The sequence below is a fragment of the Psychrobacter sp. 4Dc genome, assembly GCF_002836715.1.
Lineage (GTDB): Bacteria > Pseudomonadota > Gammaproteobacteria > Pseudomonadales > Moraxellaceae > Psychrobacter.
Genome location: NZ_PJAT01000113.1, coordinates 1 through 15,307, shown reverse-complemented (window position 1 = coordinate 15,307; position 15,307 = coordinate 1). Strand labels below are relative to the sequence as shown.

Genomic DNA, 15,307 nt, shown 5'->3' with positions numbered 1-15,307 from the left:
ATTATTATGTATTTTCAATTAGCTGATGAGACTATAAAACCAAGTGCTTATCGCGTTGCTTACTTTTGCTAGTGTAGAGGGTTGCTGATGATTACTATTGGTGCTTGCCAACTGCATTTGCATGGTGTCTGTCGACACTGCTTGTTTTTGCATACTCTCTATTATCAGCGGTAGATTTTTGCCAGCGCTAGATAATATCAAACTCGAGTTTTGCGTGAGCATCGTCCATCTTTGGTTGCCGCCACCTGTACAGCTATAGCGAATGAGTCGAGCGCGATTATTACTCATATAGCCATTTTCTAAGTCAAAGCATTGATTGCCTTGCTTGATGGCGTTGGCGGATATATCCATTTGCCAAACTTGCAAGCTTGCTTGATCATCACAAGGAGCTAGGTTAATGACATTGCCATCTTGCGGCATTAGGCACTGATCTAGTGCCATTTTATTGTGGATACGACCTTTGCTGTCTTGAATCCATTGCTCAGAGTCATCTCCTGTGCAAGCACTTGGTCCGCTGATAAAAGTATTGAGCTTACCATCTTTTAATGTCTCAACCTTAAGACAGTTGTTACCATTCATGAGTGGGCTGACATTTGCTAGAGGCTGATCATCTTGCAGTTCTAATTCGTTGACAAACTTATGAAAGGCAGTGATGACCTCCGGCCCGCCCTCGACTAAATCAGTGCGATACACATCGACCCAACGATTTAAGCGATACATGGTCTGTTGTTGCTGCTCATAACGCTCGAGTACCTGAAAGGCAAGCGGGCTGAGTACTTGACTGAGCGCATCACGATCATCTTTATAAGAGTGATATATCAGCTCACCCTCGGCGTCCAAATTGATAGTCGGGTTGGCCGATTGATCGATAAGTTGCTGCGCTAATAGTGGTAATTCGATTTTTCTTAAGGCGCTAAAGCCATGCTCTTTACCAAAGGTAACGGCTGGCTTAATGGTATCGCTATAGGGACCAATAGTGGTTGATGATAATAATACCTGTGCTTCGTTGGCTTTTTTACAATACAAATCGACTTTGTTAGGGTTTTCAGAAATCGCTAAATTGACGTGAAATTTATTGGCATTGCTATTGCCATTCATGCGATGAGGGGCAAGGGCAATGTTATTGACCATGTTGTTACTGTAAGTAACGGTCAGCCAGCAGCTAGCGACGTCAGCTGAACTACTCGCCGCCGGTAAGTCAAAGACGTTACCCCAGTTACCACGCGCTGCCGGATAGATAATACCCTTTTGGGTGACAGGGTCATAACCGCCTAAAATAGTATAAACAGGCACGCCTTGCAAACGCGGTCTTAAATAGTTGCCATCGGCGCTGTTGTACCAAACATTATTAAATCGTGGTACTTTTGGTTGTGCGATCTGCATTCTTTGACGCTCAGCATCCCATTTTTTATAGCCGGTCGGTGAGTCACTGGCAAACATATAACGATCAAATGCTGGCTGGATTTTGGTTTTTGTACTATAGCCGGTGTAATGAGTATAGCGCGAGATGTCACTGTTATTAGAGCCACCAGACATGGCGTCACGACCATAACCGTATTGACCTAAGAAAGTAGGTGAGTCTTCAGTACCGGCACCGACGTCTTTTCGCCACCATTCAAAGTTACCCCGCATTCTATTTCTAAGGGGCATGTAACCCCAACCACTATCGGCATGGTGCTCTGACCAGAATTTTTTATCACCGACTTTACCTGGATAATGCCCCAATCCATAATGATGGCCAATTTCATGACTAAACTCATTACCGACCGAGTCAATCAAAGTCAGCATACCATTGCCACCGCTCAAGCCGTGGTTAAATGTACCGTTGGCGTATTTGCCACGGGCATGGTGTGCATTGACATTTTGGGTGAGCTGCGGCTGCTCTTGGCTTAACATCGATGCGCTAGTGACGCCCCAGTTGGCAAGGTTAATACCGACGCCAAAGGTTGATTTGCCTGTATTTTCGCGCATATCACCCCTGTATACGCTGCCATCTGAGCTGCTACCTGAAGCCGTATCATAAATAGTACCGTTCGCTACCATCACCCGATCAAGCACGACGTCATCGTATTTAGCGACAGTCATCTTTGCTGCTGGAATGGTTTGGAAATAATCTGCGCCCGCCTTTTCTGGCTGTAGCAGCATATAATGACCATTGTTGTTTACAGTCACTGGGCTCAAAAGACCAAGACGAATATTGGTTAAGACCAGCTCACCTGGCGCCGCAAAGTCTATTTTATTCTCTAGTAATTCACCGCTACGATTTTGTTCATCGACAATGCGAATCTTAAAGCCACTTTGTACTTCATCCCAGTTGAGTTTGGTTGACCAAGCGCGCTTACTATAGGCGACCCGTGGTCTATCATCGCTGTTGTTTTGGTCAGATGGTGGGATTTGGGTCGGGTCGTCTAAATTGACCCTGCGTAATAGCAGACCATCTTGATAAATCTCAGCAACCAGTTGATTGACTGCTCCCATCTCAAGCGTAGGCGTAACCAGTAATAACGCCTCTTTTTCTGCAGTTAGGCGTGGCATGTTTTTTGCTTCGTTGCCCTGAGGATCTACCGTATGATTCTGCCCAAATTGAATCATAGCTTGGAAAGAACCTAGTAAATCAGAACGGATCTCTCGTGTTTTACCGGCACCGTCATAGTCAAAGAAGCCTAATTGATAATAATCAGCACGGTCTTTTTGTGGTTCTGAATATTTGATCGGCGTACTTGGCTCCAGCGGTGTCAGTGGCTCACTTATATCAGGTGGAACCACTACAGGCGGCTTATCAGATGGTGCAGGCTGTGTATTATCATCACTACCTTCACCGCATGCAGATAGCATTATAGAGAGGATGCCGATACTTATGGTTTTTAATGGAAATGCTGTGCTATGTGTCAAAAGAATACCCTAACAAATGTGTTGCTGGGAATATAACAGCTATATTAATAAACTGTACTACATTTGTTTTCTTGTTTCCAATTAGCTTTCTTTTATCTATTTTAGCAAACTAATTTTTATTGCTAGAGCCGTGTTTAGGGTTGTCCGCTTCGGTGATGATTGTGCTTTTGTGTCCCCATCTGCTGGTTTGTGGAGACGGCGCCGTTTTTGGGTCTATAGGAATGATGATTTCATTATCATGTGCATCACATTCAACCTCACTGTCCTTGTCATAAGCGGCTGGATCAAAGTGCGGGGTCGCTGTTGTATCAGTTAACTGTCGAGCTAAGCTTTTAGGAGCGGCTTGCGATGTTTTTCTAAATTCAGGTTTTTTAAATAAAGGGTGTTGGGTGTTTTTATTCGTGCCTTTATCATCAGGGTTTTTGCGCGGTTCGGCGTTGGTAAAGATTACATTCAACGGCAAGTCTAGCTGCTGCTTAGCATACGCTTCTGTGTGCTCAAAACGATCTACCAGTAAGCTGAGCCAAGGTTTTTGGTCTTCTAGCCTCATCTCATCCAGCTCGTCTTTGATAGGAAGTGGGTAGGGCAAGGTACGATAAAAATCCCACAATGTCATCTTGCTCAAGTCTTTTTTGAGTACATAGTCCTCATCTTCGGTCATGGTGATGAGGTTGCTGTCTTGGAGGTAGTTGATATAGGTGTACCATTTGGGTAGCTCTTTGCGGCCCAACACATTGCGCAGCGCTTGTTCGCTGACGGCCTCACCTTTTAAATGATGGGTATATACCAAGTTCAGCATGTCCAGCAAGCTGAGTAACGGGTGACGAGGGTAAACTTCTTCTGTCTCAAAAATGGTCAAGGTATAGCTGATTTCAACGCCTAATAAAATCAAATTCCATGACAGATAAATCCATAGTAGAAAGATAGGCAATGCGGCAAAAGCGCCATAAATCGCTTCGTAGCTGGTAAAGTTAGCCATCACTGTACCAAACAGATGCTTCATTAATTCAAAGACAATGGCCACAAACACGCCAGCGATGGCTGCATTTTTTGCTGGTACACGCGCCTTTGGAATAAACCAGTACATACCGATAAATCCCGCCATCGTAATACCAATCGATGCCATTTGTACCCAAAAGCTCCAGTCGATACCGTAGCCTGCAATTTGACGATTAAGAAAGCTCAGACTCTGTACGGTACTTGAAGCGATAAAAGCGGTGCCCAATACCAGCGGCCCTAGGGTAACTATAGTCCAATAACGCAGCATGCTTTTGATGCCACCAGAGCGATCTTCTACTCGCCAGATTTGGTTAAACGCGCGCTCGATGGTGGTCAAGGTCATGATAGTCGTAAAGAATAAAATCATGGCACCGATAATGGTTAGATTGGATGATTTTTCGGCAAAGCTATTAATGTACTCACTAACTTGCATGCTCGATTGCGGCAATAGATTACTATAAATGACCTCGTATATCTGCGCTCTGACGGATGCCAGTGCCGGTACAGAGGACAATATCATGAGCAAAACGGTTAATACAGGCACGATCGACAGCATAGTCGTGTAGGTTAGCGATGCTGCTTTTTGCTGACAGTTGTCTTCAAAAAAATGTCGAACCAAAAATCGCAAGAACTGAAACCAGCGCTGTTGTAAAAACGGGAGTTTTTGAGATAATTTTTCCATGTCGACCATTAAGCAAAAGTAAGAGTGACAATAGTGTAACAAAAATGAACGGTTATCATCTGCGGTTTAATTGTGTCAAAATGCACTACCTAGCGCATCAGATACAATATAAGTCAGGTTATCAATCATGGTTATTTGCATGACAGTGAATGACTCGGGCATAATGTGCACATATTCTACAATGCCAGTTAGTCGTATATTTCGCCGCATCTTTGCTGGCCAGTATGACTGACGTTTTTATAAGGAAGCTTTGCTAATGAGTCAGACCGACCCTTATGTTTTGGTGCTTTATTATTCTAATTATGGTACGACTAAGACATTAGCATATGCTATCGCTCAAGGTATTGAAGATGCTGGCATGACCGCGCGTATCCGTACGGTACCGACAGTGGCACCTGAAACCACATCAAGTAAGCCTGCGATACCTGATGAAGGCGACTTGTACTGTACGATGGATGATCTAAAAGACTGTAGCGGTCTAGCGCTTGGTAGCCCAACGCACTTTGGTAATATGGCCGCACCTATGAAGTATTTTTGGGATAATACCGTGACCTTATGGCTGGCAGGGAACCTACAAAACAAACCAGCCTCAGTATTTACGGCGACAGGTTCCATGCATGGTGGCCAAGAAACGACACTGTTGACGATGATGTTGCCGCTGATGCATCACGGTATGGTCATCGTAGGTGTGCCCTATGCAGAGCCAGCGTTGAACCGTACTCATCGCGGCGGTACGCCTTATGGTGCCAGCCATGTCAGCGGTGCATCGCATGATCAGCCAATATCTGCTGACGAGCGAGATTTGGGTATTGCGCAGGGTCGCCGTTTAGCGATTACTGCGGCTGCATTAGCACAGGCTAATTGGAACCGATAAGCAACTTTTATAAACTTGCTGTCTAGAATCGTCTAAGTCTCAAAATCTATGATTGAATGTCTATAATCACTTGATTACAAGCAAGTGGTTATAACAAAGAGCTACTTATTTATGTTCAGCAGTATATTATTCATTTAGGAAATCAAAATATCTAATGGCCACAACCCGCTCTAATACAAAGCCTCTTAAAACGGTTAAGCCTATCGCACCTATTGCACAGCGCTTGAAGGTTACGTGGTTAATTTGGCTCGTTTATAGACTGCTCGGATTGCCTATCTTTATTGGTATCTTTAATCCTAGTAGCCCTGATATCGTTGGCGGTATTGCTTGGCAGGCATTATGGCTAGTGCCCGCATTGATTTTGACGCCATGGATATTGCGTGGTCGTTCACCTTATGCATTATTAATTAGCAGTATGTTTACCTTGGTATATTTGGGTGCGAGTGGCGTGGTGCTGTTTACTCGTATATATGGAAGTAGTTGGGCTGAAATCGCTGTGTACTTAACGGACTTCTTACTATTGCTTGCTATCAATGTTTGGCTATTTATTCTGCTTAAACGCCTGCCTTCGATGAACAACGTTGTGAAGAAACCTCGTCAATAATTGAACTTACCTGAAGCCTAATAAGTTATATCTATCAATCTAAAACCATAAAAAAGCGGCGCCCCATCTAGAGCGCCGCTTTTTTGTTTATAACTTTCAAGATAAGTAGATTAGTTAATCTTAGTTAATTCTAAATCCATCTTCTTACCATCATTAATTTGACTAACTTTAACTGGCATATAGTCCAAGCTTGGGGCTAACCAAAAGCTGGTAGAGCGGCTATCGTCATCGTGGACGCGGTCAACACGTACCGTATCAAAGGTACCCGCTGGTACGGTAATCTTAGTGCTGCCTGATTTTTTAAATGGCGTCTTCTCGATTTTGTCTTTTTTTGCCATGTAGTAGTTACCAGAGAATTTACCGTTTAATAAATCCTGACGAATCTGTACCTCAAGACTCAAGTCATCAAAGGCTTGTTGCGACATATTCATAGTCGTCGACTTGCCCTTATAGTTACTGGTGACTTTTTTGCTGCTTGGGTTGAAGTCTAGTTTATGCGTGCGACCCATGCCAAGTAGTTTGTACGTGGTGCTCGCCTGCGTGGGACTGACATTGTTGCCATTAAGCGTAAAGGTGCTGTTTTGCGAGGCGCTAGCCACACCAGCGACGCGAGCCTTAACGTTATATTTCCACGTATTACCAGATTTGCTTAGCGTACGAGTTGCTGTGCCTTTGTATTTGTCCTCAACGGTAAAACTATAATTGGCAGTCGATGGTTGAACAGTTTTTGCGCTGGCAAGGGTAGGTGCGGTCATACTCAAAGCTCCAACGGTAGAGATACTGATGCCTGTCACTAAGGCAGATAAAAATTTAGATGGACTACGTTTTGCGTTATTAGCATTATCAACATTGTCGCTTGATGACTTTTTGTACATTGATGAAAAACTCATAGATACCCCTTCATTAATTTATTGCTGATATAGCAACTTTTATCGTTCGTTCTTATTATGTTTACCAGACCTATAATGGTCATACGCTGTTACATTTTCAAGCGTGGTGTCATACCGCTTCGTGTAGTGCTTGTAGCAAATGTTTCTATAGTTGATTTGGCATTGGTTAAAATACAAATTCAGCTCTTCAATATCTTTAAATATTCCTACTTCTTGTCCTTTACCTAACTAGCAGATCGTCTCTATTAAATGTAATACATCGATATGAAACGTCGGTTGATCTATTTTTGCAAAATAATCTTGTAAATTTTTGGGCTTTACACTTGAACCGAACTCACCTTGCCCCCACTTTTTGTTACAAGCTCAAGGCTTATCTATAAAGCGTTGTTTTTGGCAGTGTTCCCTATAGATACTGGTATTGAGACCATTAATTCAAATAAACCCTTAATTTTATTAACCAACTTTTGGAGTCATATCGATGAACATTCGTCCTTTACATGACCGTATTGTCGTCCGCCGTATAGAAGAAGAAACAAAGACTGCTGGTGGTATCTTGCTTCCTGGTTCAGCACAAGAGAAACCTTCACAAGGTGAAGTGCTTGCAGTTGGTAATGGTCAAGTTCGTGATAACGGTGAAACTCGTGCGTTAGATGTAAAAGCTGGCGACAAAGTTTTGTTCGGTCAATATGCCGGTCAAACCGTAAAGGTTGACGGTGAAGAACTATTGATTATGAAAGAGTCTGATGTATTGGGTGTGCTAGAAGGCTAGTCCTTTTGAGTATTATTTTATACTCAGCACATTTTGATAGCAGTTTCTGATAATCGCTTTTGATAAGCAACTATCAAATCAATCAATTGTATTCTCATACTTATAATAGTGGAGTAATTTAACATGGCAAAAGACGTAAAATTCGGCATTGATGCCCGTAAACAAATGATGGACGGCGTAAACGTTTTAGCAAACGCAGTACGTGTAACACTAGGCCCTAAAGGTCGCAACGTTGTTATCGACAAATCATTTGGCGCACCTACCATCACTAAAGATGGTGTATCGGTTGCCAAAGAAATCGAGCTAGAAAACAAATTTGAAAACATGGGTGCACAGCTGGTACGTGAAGTGGCTAGTCGCACTAACGATGTCGCTGGTGATGGTACAACCACTGCGACTGTATTGGCTCAGTCAATCCTACAAGAAGGCATGAAGTCAGTTGCTGCTGGCATGAACCCAATGGATCTTAAGCGCGGTATCGACAAAGCGGTACGTGAAGCAGTTAAAGAAATCCATAAACTATCAACGCCAGCTGACGATCACAAAGCAATCGCTCAAGTTGGTTCTATCTCTGCAAACTCAGATACCAAAATCGGTGAGCTGATCTCGCAAGCGATGGAAAAAGTTGGTAAGCAAGGCGTTATTACGGTTGAAGAAGGTTCAAGCTTCGAAGATACCCTAGAAGTTGTAGAAGGTATGCAGTTTGACCGTGGTTATATCAGCCCATACTTCGCTAACAAGCAAGACAGCCTAACTGCTGAATTCGAAAACCCATATATTTTGTTGGTTGACAAAAAAATCAGCAACATCCGTGAGATCGTGCCATTACTTGAGCAAGTCATGCAGCAGAGCAAGCCGTTGCTGATCATCGCTGAAGATGTAGAAAACGAAGCACTAGCAACACTAGTTGTAAACAACATGCGTGGCGGCTTGAAAACTTGTGCTGTTAAAGCACCAGGTTTCGGCGATCGTCGTAAAGCAATGCTAGAAGACATCGCAACGCTAACTGGCGGTACTGTAATCTCTGAAGAGATTGGTCTAAGCCTAGAGACTGCTACTCTAGAGCAACTTGGTACTGCTAAAAAAGTGACTGTCGGTAAAGAAAATACCGTTATCGTTGATGGCGCTGGCAACAAAACTGACATCGAAAACCGTGTTGAGTCTATCAACCGTCAAATCGAAGAGTCTACTTCTGACTATGACAAAGAAAAGCTACAAGAGCGTGTTGCTAAACTAGCAGGCGGCGTAGCAGTGATCAAAGTCGGCGCAGCAACTGAAACTGAAATGAAAGAGAAGAAAGACCGCGTTGACGATGCGCTACATGCAACTCGTGCAGCGGTTGAAGAAGGCGTTGTACCTGGTGGCGGTGTTGCGTTAGTTCGTGCGATGAATGCATTGTCTGAACTACGCGGTGATAACGACGACCAGAACGCTGGTATGAACATCCTACGTCGTGCGATGGAAGCACCACTACGTCAAATCGTAACCAACGCTGGCGAAGAAGCTTCAGTTGTGGTTAACGAAGTGAAGAGTGGCAGTGGTAACTACGGTTACAACGCAGCGACTGGCGAATATGGCGATATGCTAGAGATGGGTATCCTTGATCCAGCTAAAGTTGCTCGTTCAGCGCTAGAAAATGCTGCATCTGTGGCAGGCCTAATGCTAACGACTGAAGTTATGATCACTGATTTACCGCAAGGTGATGACGGTATGGCTGCTATGGGCGGCGGTGCTGGAATGGGTGGAATGGGCGGCATGATGTAATTTTACTTCTGCTGCAAAGCGATTTATCTTTGTCAGATATGCTCAATGTACAACAAGTACTATTTTCGCTTATCTTCCTCGGTAAATCGTTTTTCGCTAAAAGTATGATTTTGTCATAAAGTCTATTTGACTATTAAAAGCTCTGTTATCGAAAGATAGCAGGGCTTTTTTTTGTTTGATTTAAAGTAATAATTGGCATTGTGCAGAAAATCAGAATAGGGATAACTAACTAAAATTATCCAATACTTAATAATATTAGTATTACTAATATTAATTTAAATTTTCAATTAATAATTTATTAGGATATAGTTGATATAGCGAATATATTCGCTAATAGTATTTTAACTTAGAAGGAATAAATTAACTCAAAAGGAATTCAAAATGAAGATTTTATCGATTGCAATGGTAGCATCAGCCCTAGTGCTAGCTTCTGCTAGTAGTTCAGCTGATCCTAGTTTAGATAGGTTTAAAATGCAAAAGCCGATGGAGATGTCTAGCGTTGCTCATTCTAAAGTTATGCAGTTATCATTTAACAATAAAGAGCGCTACACAAGCGAAAAAGAAATTTATGAAAAAGTGATGAGAGGTGCCAAAGCAAACGGCTTTGAGCTTAAAGAAGTAGAAGCAATGAAAATCGCACATATCGTTGACGGCGCTTTGGACAATGAGCCACCAGAAGCAGCTTCTATTAATATAAAAGTCACTATCCATTTAAAACGACCAATCAAAATAGAGGTTGAGATTTCCCTATAATACGGTGAATACAAATCTATTGTTAATAAGCTACTTACTATGAATGACTTACTTATCCCTCTAAAATAAAGCCCTAGTAATATCTCCTATATTAGGGCGTTATAGTTAAAGCTCATCAAATACTCTATTAATCCGCTGTATCTCGTCTAAACGTCCACGTCGTACTATCAAGACTTTTTATCATAGCAATATTCTGTCAAATCCAAATGAACTTATTATGGGTCTTGCTACTCACGAGTGATCGAGCGAGATATTGTGCTCCTAGTCAGTATGAAAGAATCTCACACAAAAATAGGTAGAGTCGTCTTATTGATTACCTTTCTCACCGATAAATGAGTGTGTATATCTTTTACGCTAGCAAGCTTGTGCAGCTTACGTGTGAACCGCTCATAACCATCGAGATTGGGGCTTACCACTTCTAATAAATAATCATAAGAACCCGATACCACATGTCCATTAATCACCTCGTCCATATTGGACAGAGCGCGTTCGAAGGCTGCGATAGATTTTTCTTGGTGGCTGTTGAGACTGACCTCCACAAAGAAACTCATCGCAATACCTGCTTTGGCTTTGTTTACGTTCGCTTGATAGTTTTCTATATAACCTTCGTCCTCCAAACGCTTTAGGCGTCGCGCGCAAGGAGACGGCGACAGCCCTATACGTTCGGACAGTTCGGCTGTAGATAAGCGCGCTTCTTTCTGGAGCACTTCCAAGATATGGCGGTCGATTTTGTCCATAATTTACCTTTTGGCTTTTTAAGCCAATAATTTTTATTTAGTTAGCATTATCCACCAAATATTTGCAAAATTGCAATGAATAAATAGAGATAAAAGCGCGTATTTTAATCGATAATTGGTCTTTGTATAGCAGCATAAGACACGACTATGAATACGATATTCCATCCCTCATCGCGCAAAAATCCTTTGTTTGTAATGTCGCCACTAACCAAAGGCTATGTGGCGATGAGCGTCGTATTATTGATTTGGTCAGGATTTGCGTTGACTGTACGAGCGGTTAGTACATCGTCGCTAAGTATTGCGGATGTCATGCTCATTCGTTTTAGTGTACCGCTGGTCTTATTGACTCCTTGGGTACTCTCTAGTTGGCATGAAGTCAAAAATATCAGACTGCCAGACATCATGTTTGTTTTACTTGGCGGCGTGCCTTTTCTTTTATTGGCCACTTTTGGTGCAAGTACGGTACCAGCAGCTTACGTTGGTACTATTTTGACAGGGACGCCAGTCTTCTTTGCCGCAATATTGTCTTTTATTTTTTATCGTCAACGAATATCATTAAGAAAATTTGCCGCATTAATCCTTATTCTCTTTGGCATAGCTACTATGATTGGTGGGCGTGCACAGTCAACACCTAATAGTCTTCTGTATGGTGTAGGGTTACTGTTGATGGCAAGCCTGATTTGGGCGGGTTATACCTTAGGGTTAAAAAGCACCAAACTGAGTCCAATAGCTATTGCTATCGTGCTCTCTTATACCTCGTTTTTTCTGACATTGATGATGGTTCTGTCTGGTATTGTAGAGACGAATATAGGTTCTGTATCTTTTGATGAAGCGCTTCCGTTTATCCTAGTACAAGGACTTGGTGTAGGGGTGGTATCAACCATTGCGTTTTCTTATGCAGTAAAACAATTGGGCTCCATTCGTACCTTATTACTTGGCTCTTTATCCCCAGGATTAACCGCTATACTGGCTACGCTGATACTCAATGAGTCTCTATCAGTCATTATGATATGCGGCATCGTACTCAGTACCATTGGTGTCATCTTGTCCAATCGAGCGACATAAATTAATTAAGGAAGTATCATGATGTTAGATAATATGCCTGTTATCAATGGTGATCCACTGTGGGCATTGTTAGGTAGGTTTCGTGCTGACCAACGCAAACATAAAATAGATCTATTGGTTGGTGTCTATCGAGACAAGCATGGCAATACGCCTGTGATGAAAACCGTGCAAGACGCAGAGATACATCTTGCTCATCAAGCTCATTCGAAGGCTTATGGCATGTTATCGGGTAACGCTAATTTTAACCAGCAAATGGCAAAATTTGTACTGGGTGACAGTCCAAGTCTAAAAGACCAGTGCACGATTCAGACGGTTGGAGCATCAGGTGCATTACGACTCATTGCTGATTTAATCGCCACGCTCTCTCCCGATTCAACCGTTTGGATCAGTGACCCTGGCTATATCAATCATCGTCCGCTAATGGAAGGTGCTGGGTTAGCGGTTAATACGTATCCTTGGCAAAATAAAAATGGCCAGTTAGATATTGATGCGTGTTTAGCTACGCTAGAAAAAGCAAAAGAAGGAGACGTGTTGTTATTACATGCGTGCTGCCATAATCCTACCGGTATAGATCCTTCTTTAGAGCAGTGGCAACAGTTTTCTAATAGGTGTAAACAGAAAAATATTGTCCCGTTTATTGATATGGCATATCAAGGTTTTGGAGGTGATCCTGATGCCGATGCTGCAGGACTGCGTTTAATCATTGAAGACTCTGACTTTGCATTTATCGCCGCTAGCTGTTCAAAAAATATGGGACTATACAATGAGCGTACGGGTATTGCCACGGTAATGACGACGAACCATGACCGCCATGCAGATATACAGACACTTTTAGAAACCATCACACGCGCCAATTACTCCATGCCGCCCAATCACGGTGCCGCAGTGGCTTCTTATTTGCTAGACAGCCCAGACGCTTGGCTAGACGAGCTGGCAAGCTACCGCGATAGGGTAGATACTATTCGCCAAGCATTAAGCGTAGCATTAAAAGATAGGGGTGCACCTGCAGAGTTTTTGGACATTTCGCAACAAAAAGGCATGTTTTCTCTATTACCGCTAACCAAAAATCAAATGCTGATACTGCAAGATGAGTTCGCTATCTACGGCATGCCAAATGGTAGAATCAATATTGCCGGTTTGAAAATGACGGAAATCCCTCAACTGGCGGGCGCCATCATATCGATTATTTCACGTTAGAGAATAATCTTTATAACTCAGTGCAATGGTTTTATCCATCAATCGCCACAGCAAGAAGGACACGACTATTTATACTTTATATTGGGATAAGGGTGGTGCCAATATGGCCACCCATGCTGTCTTTGAGGAGCTAGGCGTTTCTTATGAAATGATAGAAATAGACCTGTCTAAAAACATGCAAAAATCAGCTGAGTATCTAGCCATTAATCCAAATGGCAAAGTACCTACGTTGGTGCATCAGGGACAGGTTATTTATGAGTCTGCGGCAATTTTAATGTATGTGTTAGATCAACACCCAGAGTCTGGGCTAGCACCAGACACAGGCTGCCCTAGGCGCGGTGTTTATTACCAATATTTGTTTTGGATGTCTTCTACACTACAAGAAGCCGCTAATCGCTGGGCACATCCCGAGCAGTACATCAGCGCCGAGCACAATTTGCAGCAAGTGAAAGATAAAGCGAATGATGTGCTAACCCACTGCTGGGGTATTGTTGAAAAGGGATTAGCAAATAATGGTCCATGGTTGTTGGGCGATAAATTAAGTGGGGCTGATTTTCATTTATTTATGATTGCTCACTGGAGTCAGCGATATGCGAGTCGAGCACAAGACTGGACACACCTAAGTGCACACTATCAAGCCATGCTAAACCGCGCCTCGATACAAGAAATGATGGCACAAGAAGGATTGTTGTGATCTGTTCATATGTTCAACTAAAGGATATCTGATGATTGGGCTAGAAGCACTGAATGCAATGCTTCTAGTGACTTCTAGGGATTGTAGTAAATATAGTTTTTATATCAAGCTACTGATCCGCCGCATCTCTTCTAAACGTCTATGTCTTGTCATCAGAGGCTGCTTTATAATAATATCCCGCCAAATTAAACTGCTTTAGCTGTTCAGCCTTTCACTTTATATTGACCATTTTCTCACCTTTCTCGATGAATCGTGTTTCGCTAAAAGTATGATTTTTTCATAAAACCTATTTGACTACTAAAAGCTCTTTATCGAAAGATAGCAGGGCTTTTTTTGCGTCTAATTTTAATGGTGAGTTTCTTTTAACATGTATTACTATATATGTTATTATTTGAATATACAATGGAATGACACTTTACTTAAAAGGAGTTTGGACACGTGTTGCGGATCAGAATGCGCAAAATATCGTGTACCATTTAATGTGATAACGATAAAGAAGATTAGGCTTGGAATCCTTGTAGAAGATAAGACCTTGGCGTGGTACAACTTTGAACCACTTAAGTCATTGGTGGATGAAGGAGTTGTCGAGGTTTGTATCGCTATTCAACGAAATATAAAACAGAAACGCAGTGTACTAAAGTCTATTCCCCTAATTAATCAAAAAATATTCTCTTTTCTTTCTCGAACTAAGAGTAATGCTAAGCATTATTCTATCCACGACTTATCAAAACATGGCTCAATGCCTACTATCATGTCTATACCGAAGCAGGGTGAGTACACTGAAGAAATTGAAGATTCAGTGATTGAGAAAATCGAAGCTGCGGATTTAGATTACCTGCTTAATATTGGTTTCAGAGCGCTGACAGGAAAAATCTTAAGTATTACAAGAAACGGTGTGCTTTTTTTTCATTATGGCAACAATGCAATACAACATGATAAGCCTACGTTATATTGGCAGTTTGCTGAACAATGGGAAAGTAGTGTCGTTACTTTGCAATTATTAAATGAACATCTTAATGTAGATAAAGTAGTAGGGGAAGGTTATGGCACGCTATTTTATTGGGATTATAACTTAACTAAGCGTAAGTCAAATGGGATGGCAGTATTGAACCGCCCCGACTTTATCGGAGGCTGATTTACTTGAGTCAGGCAGTAATGCCTGGTAATCCCCCCAATAAATAAGAACACTTAGAAATAGAGATTAACTGCTAAAATACACCAGCAGGAGAATCCTATGAAAAAGACACGCTTTAGCGACAACCAAATCGTCAACATCCTAAAACAAGCCGAACAAGGCGTCCCTATTACCGAGCTCTGCCGTGAGCATAACATCAGCCAAAGCACCTTCTACAACTGGCGATCTAAATATGGTGGTATGGACGCCACT

The 15,307-nt window shown here is 42.2% G+C and carries 14 protein-coding genes; 10 read left to right on the top strand and 4 right to left on the bottom strand.

Annotated elements, in window-relative coordinates; all coding sequences use genetic code 11:
• Positions 1 to 18: 18 nt before the first annotated feature.
• Together CXF61_RS10990 and CXF61_RS10985 are read right to left on the bottom strand one after the other, a co-directional pair.
• Positions 19 to 2,835 carry a M66 family metalloprotease gene (locus tag CXF61_RS10990; RefSeq protein WP_165598262.1) on the bottom strand — a complete coding sequence of 939 codons (2,817 nt, stop codon included), beginning with the start codon at positions 2,833 to 2,835 and terminating at the stop codon, positions 19 to 21.
• A gap of 166 nt (positions 2,836 to 3,001) precedes the next feature.
• Positions 3,002 to 4,573, bottom strand: a complete 1,572-nt coding sequence (locus tag CXF61_RS10985) for a YihY/virulence factor BrkB family protein (protein WP_165598239.1) — start codon at positions 4,571 to 4,573, stop codon at positions 3,002 to 3,004.
• A gap of 256 nt (positions 4,574 to 4,829) precedes the next feature.
• Here CXF61_RS10985 and wrbA point away from each other — a divergent pair, with 256 nt between their 5' ends.
• Together wrbA and CXF61_RS10975 are read left to right on the top strand one after the other, a co-directional pair.
• Positions 4,830 to 5,447, top strand: coding sequence for an NAD(P)H:quinone oxidoreductase (gene wrbA, locus CXF61_RS10980; RefSeq protein ID WP_101204845.1), 618 nt, complete (start codon positions 4,830 to 4,832; stop codon positions 5,445 to 5,447).
• Between the two features lie 154 nt (positions 5,448 to 5,601).
• Positions 5,602 to 6,051, top strand: coding sequence for a hypothetical protein (locus CXF61_RS10975; protein ID WP_165598238.1), 450 nt, complete (start codon positions 5,602 to 5,604; stop codon positions 6,049 to 6,051).
• A gap of 110 nt (positions 6,052 to 6,161) precedes the next feature.
• Here the strand turns inward: CXF61_RS10975 and CXF61_RS10970 are convergent, their stop codons facing one another.
• Positions 6,162 to 6,941 carry a DUF3108 domain-containing protein gene (locus CXF61_RS10970; RefSeq protein WP_165598237.1) on the bottom strand — a complete coding sequence of 260 codons (780 nt, stop codon included), beginning with the start codon at positions 6,939 to 6,941 and terminating at the stop codon, positions 6,162 to 6,164.
• A 478-nt stretch (positions 6,942 to 7,419) separates the two neighbouring features.
• Between CXF61_RS10970 and groES the strand changes: the two genes are divergently transcribed.
• From groES to CXF61_RS10955, 3 genes are all read left to right on the top strand, one after another.
• On the top strand, positions 7,420 to 7,710 hold the full coding sequence (gene groES, locus CXF61_RS10965; protein ID WP_057758860.1) for a co-chaperone GroES: 291 nt from the start codon (positions 7,420 to 7,422) through the stop codon (positions 7,708 to 7,710).
• 123 nt (positions 7,711 to 7,833) lie between these two features.
• Positions 7,834 to 9,474, top strand: a complete 1,641-nt coding sequence (groL, locus tag CXF61_RS10960) for a chaperonin GroEL (RefSeq protein WP_165598236.1) — start codon at positions 7,834 to 7,836, stop codon at positions 9,472 to 9,474.
• 381 nt (positions 9,475 to 9,855) lie between these two features.
• Positions 9,856 to 10,227: a hypothetical protein gene (locus CXF61_RS10955; protein WP_165598235.1), complete on the top strand. Its 372-nt coding sequence runs from the start codon at positions 9,856 to 9,858 to the stop codon at positions 10,225 to 10,227.
• A 281-nt stretch (positions 10,228 to 10,508) separates the two neighbouring features.
• On the opposite strand, the gene CXF61_RS10950 is transcribed toward CXF61_RS10955, so the two are convergent.
• The gene (locus tag CXF61_RS10950; protein WP_165598234.1) at positions 10,509 to 10,964 is read right to left on the bottom strand and encodes an Lrp/AsnC family transcriptional regulator; all 456 of its coding nucleotides are present in this window, start codon (positions 10,962 to 10,964) and stop codon (positions 10,509 to 10,511) included.
• 147 nt (positions 10,965 to 11,111) lie between these two features.
• On the opposite strand from CXF61_RS10950, the gene CXF61_RS10945 reads away from it, so the two are divergent.
• From CXF61_RS10945 to CXF61_RS10925, 5 genes are all read left to right on the top strand, one after another.
• Positions 11,112 to 12,029 carry a DMT family transporter gene (locus tag CXF61_RS10945; protein WP_227526670.1) on the top strand — a complete coding sequence of 306 codons (918 nt, stop codon included), beginning with the start codon at positions 11,112 to 11,114 and terminating at the stop codon, positions 12,027 to 12,029.
• Positions 12,030 to 12,047: 18 nt separating this feature from the next.
• Positions 12,048 to 13,226 carry an aromatic amino acid transaminase gene (locus CXF61_RS10940; protein WP_227526669.1) on the top strand — a complete coding sequence of 393 codons (1,179 nt, stop codon included), beginning with the start codon at positions 12,048 to 12,050 and terminating at the stop codon, positions 13,224 to 13,226.
• 25 nt (positions 13,227 to 13,251) lie between these two features.
• Positions 13,252 to 13,920: a glutathione S-transferase family protein gene (locus CXF61_RS10935; RefSeq protein WP_165598233.1), complete on the top strand. Its 669-nt coding sequence runs from the start codon at positions 13,252 to 13,254 to the stop codon at positions 13,918 to 13,920.
• A 532-nt stretch (positions 13,921 to 14,452) separates the two neighbouring features.
• Positions 14,453 to 15,055, top strand: coding sequence for a hypothetical protein (locus tag CXF61_RS10930; RefSeq protein WP_165598232.1), 603 nt, complete (start codon positions 14,453 to 14,455; stop codon positions 15,053 to 15,055).
• A gap of 99 nt (positions 15,056 to 15,154) precedes the next feature.
• A partial coding sequence (locus CXF61_RS10925; RefSeq protein WP_165598231.1) for a transposase occupies positions 15,155 to 15,307 on the top strand: 153 nt, incomplete at its 3' end.

Bases quoted from the DNA above. Each gene is read 5' to 3' on its own strand.
- CXF61_RS10990 (WP_165598262.1), bottom strand. From the start codon at position 2,835: ATGCTATCTGCATGCGGTGAAGGTAGTGATGATAATACACAGCCTGCA.
- CXF61_RS10985 (WP_165598239.1), bottom strand. From the start codon at position 4,573: ATGGAAAAATTATCTCAAAAACTCCCGTTTTTACAACAGCGCTGGTTT.
- wrbA (WP_101204845.1), top strand. From the start codon at position 4,830: ATGAGTCAGACCGACCCTTATGTTTTGGTGCTTTATTATTCTAATTAT.
- CXF61_RS10975 (WP_165598238.1), top strand. From the start codon at position 5,602: ATGGCCACAACCCGCTCTAATACAAAGCCTCTTAAAACGGTTAAGCCT.
- CXF61_RS10970 (WP_165598237.1), bottom strand. From the start codon at position 6,941: ATGAGTTTTTCATCAATGTACAAAAAGTCATCAAGCGACAATGTTGAT.
- groES (WP_057758860.1), top strand. From the start codon at position 7,420: ATGAACATTCGTCCTTTACATGACCGTATTGTCGTCCGCCGTATAGAA.
- groL (WP_165598236.1), top strand. From the start codon at position 7,834: ATGGCAAAAGACGTAAAATTCGGCATTGATGCCCGTAAACAAATGATG.
- CXF61_RS10955 (WP_165598235.1), top strand. From the start codon at position 9,856: ATGAAGATTTTATCGATTGCAATGGTAGCATCAGCCCTAGTGCTAGCT.
- CXF61_RS10950 (WP_165598234.1), bottom strand. From the start codon at position 10,964: ATGGACAAAATCGACCGCCATATCTTGGAAGTGCTCCAGAAAGAAGCG.
- CXF61_RS10945 (WP_227526670.1), top strand. From the start codon at position 11,112: ATGAATACGATATTCCATCCCTCATCGCGCAAAAATCCTTTGTTTGTA.
- CXF61_RS10940 (WP_227526669.1), top strand. From the start codon at position 12,048: ATGATGTTAGATAATATGCCTGTTATCAATGGTGATCCACTGTGGGCA.
- CXF61_RS10935 (WP_165598233.1), top strand. From the start codon at position 13,252: ATGGTTTTATCCATCAATCGCCACAGCAAGAAGGACACGACTATTTAT.